Source organism: Mesorhizobium sp. L48C026A00 (genome assembly GCF_000502375.1).
GTDB classification, from domain to species: domain Bacteria; phylum Pseudomonadota; class Alphaproteobacteria; order Rhizobiales; family Rhizobiaceae; genus Mesorhizobium; species Mesorhizobium muleiense.
The window spans coordinates 1-2,726 of the sequence record NZ_AYWU01000089.1 but is presented as its reverse complement, the minus strand read 5'-3'; the positions used below and the strand labels follow the sequence as shown (position 1 = coordinate 2,726).

Here is a 2,726-nt window from a genome sequence, read left to right as displayed (position 1 = left end):
TGCAGCAGGTTCACGGTGCTCGCGTGCTCGACCATGACGCCCTTTGGGGTTCCGGTTGAGCCGGAGGTGTAGATCACATAAGCGAGATGGCGTGAGGTCAGGCCAAGGGCGCGCGGCTCGGGATCGCAAGCGGGCAGTTCGGCCCAAGCCGGGGTCGCCGTCTCCAGATCGACCACGCTCACATCGACAAGCGCCTCGGGGCCGAGCGCGGCGCGGCCGGCCGCATCGGCCAGCAGCAGCCGCGGCGCCGCATCCTCGACAACCTGCCGCAGCCGCGCGCAGGGATAGGCCGGGTCCAGCGGCAGATAGGCGCCGCCCGCCTTGAGGATCGCCAAGACACCCACCACCATCGCCGGGCTGCGCTCCAGGCAGATCGCCACCGGCTGGTCCGGCCTCACCCCGAGCGCGATCAGGTGATGCGCCAGCCGGTTGGCCCGCGCGTTGAGCTCGCCATAGCTCAGGCGCTCGTCCTCATGGACCACCGCCACCGCCNTGATGCGCCAGCCGGTTGGCCCGCGCGTTGAGCTCGCCATAGCTCAGGCGCTCGTCCTCATGGACCACCGCCACCGCCTCCGGCGCCTGGCGCACCTGCGCCTCGAACAGCTCGTGGATGCACCGCTGCGACGGATAGGCCGCCGCCGTCCGGTTCAGATCCTCCAGCAGATACGTCCGCTCGGCGGCCGACAGCAGTTCAATCCGGCCCACCGGCTGCCCGGCATCGGCAGCCNACCCATCCCCGGCAGCCTCCACACTCAGCCCCGGCAGGTCCAATGACCCGACGGCGTTGTTCTGCCAGGCCAACATCACCTGGAACAGCGGCGTGTGATCAAGATGCCGTGGCGGCTGCACGATCTCCACCACCTGCTCGAATGGCAGATCCTGATGCTCCTGGGCAGCCAAGGCCGTGCGCCGCGTCCGTTCCAGAAGCTCCGACACGCTCGGCTCGCCCGACAGGTCCAGCCGAAGCGCCAAGGTGTTGACGAAGAAGCCGATCAACTCTTCGATCTCGCCCCGGCCTCGATTGGCGCTCGGCACGCCGATCACAAGGTCGTCCTGCCCCGACAGACGCGACAGCACCGCCGCCCAGGCCGCCAGCACCGTCATGAACAACGTCGCGCCATGCTGCCGGCTCAGCCGCTTCAGACCCCGCGTCAGATCCGCATCGATGACGATCGGCACAGCGGCCCCGGCATACGACTGCTGGGCCGGCCGCGGCCGGTCCGTCGGCAGCGCAAGACGGGCCGGAGCGTCAGACAGGGTGTCGCGCCAATACTGCGCCTGCTTCTGCAGCCGTTCCCCCGACAGCCACCGCCGTTGCCAGGCGGCATAATCCGGGTATTGGACCGCCAGCGGCGGCAAAGGATCGTCCTGTCCAGCCTCGAACGCCCGGTAAAGCTGACTGAGTTCACGCACCAGCACGCCCAACGACCAGCCGTCCGAGACAATATGATGCTGGGTCAGCAGGAAGACGTGTTGCTCATCCGACATCCGGATCAGACGCCCGCGGATCAGCGGCCCGCGCGCAAGATCGAACGGTATGTGCGCCTCTTCATGGCACAGATCCAAAAGCGCCGCTTCCGCGTCCCGCCTGTCCCGCAGATCGTGCTCCAGCACCGGCAGCCCTGCGTCCGGCGGCAGGACCTCAACCCGGGGCTTGCCCTCCGACGCGACAAAGACACTGCGCAGCGCCTCATGGCGGGCAAACAGACGGTCAAGGCTGCGCTGCCAGGCGACGCGGTCGAGCACCCCCCGCAGTCGCAAGGCCAGCGGAATGTGATAGTTGGTGCTGCCCTCGTCCAGCTGCGCCAAAAACCATAGCCGCTGCTGCGCAAACGACAGCACAAGCAGCTCATCACGCGACGAGGCTGCAATCCCCGGCAGCTCTTGGGAGCCGGAGCGGCTCAACACCTCGACAATGCTTTCTGCCAGATCAGCCAGCACCGGTTTGGCGAACAGCCTCGTCAGCGGCAGCTCGACGCCAACAACCTGCGACAGCCGGCTCATCAGCTGCACGGCCAACAGCGAGTGGCCGCCGAGCTCGAAGAAGTTGTCGTGGCGTCCGACCCGCTCGACCCCGAGCAGCTCCGCCCAGATCCCGGCCAGCGCCGTCTCGACCGCGCCCTGCGGCGCCTCATAGGCCGNCACCGTGGCGACGATCCGGTCGATCTCCGGCTGGGCCAGCTCGATGAGCGGCAGCATCTGCGGCGTAATTGCCGTGCTGTGTTCGGTGATCAGGTTGGCAGGCACCGCCACCTCGTGATGGCTGCCCAGGCTTGCGGCAAGATCGGCCAGCACCGGCCTGGCGAACAGGGCACGCACCTCCACCCCCAGCGACAGCCGCCGCAGCCGCTCCATCAGCTGCACCGCCAGGAGCGAATGGCCGCCCAGTTCGAAGAAGTTGTCGTGGCGTCCGACCCGCTCGACACCGAGAAGCTCCGCCCATATCTCGGCCAGCGCCGTCTCGACCGCGCCCTGCGGCGCCTCATAGGCCGTCCGCGCATAGGCGCCGTCGGCCGGCGCCGGCAGTGCCTTGCGGTCGAGCTTGCCGTTCGGCGTCAGCGGCAGCGCCGCGAGCCGCACGAACGCAGCCGGCACCATGTAGTCCGGCAGCCGCCCGCTCACATGCGCGCGCAAGGCGCCGGCAAGCCCGCCGCCATCGTCCTCGTCCGATCCTGCCTCGGGTCCACACACGACATAGGCGACAAGGTGCTTGTCGCCGGCCCGGT

General features: G+C 68.6%; 2 protein-coding genes. Both read right to left on the bottom strand.

What is annotated here, in order from left to right; genetic code table 11:
* Positions 1-533: AMP-binding protein (locus X738_RS88225; RefSeq protein WP_031257174.1), on the bottom strand; the 533-nt coding region annotated here is incomplete at its 3' end.
* Positions 472-2,691, bottom strand: coding sequence for a condensation domain-containing protein (locus tag X738_RS80440; RefSeq protein WP_441295568.1), 2,220 nt, complete (start codon positions 2,689-2,691; stop codon positions 472-474). The genes X738_RS80440 and X738_RS88225, both read right to left, overlap by 62 nt.
* Positions 2,692-2,726 lie beyond the last annotated feature (35 nt).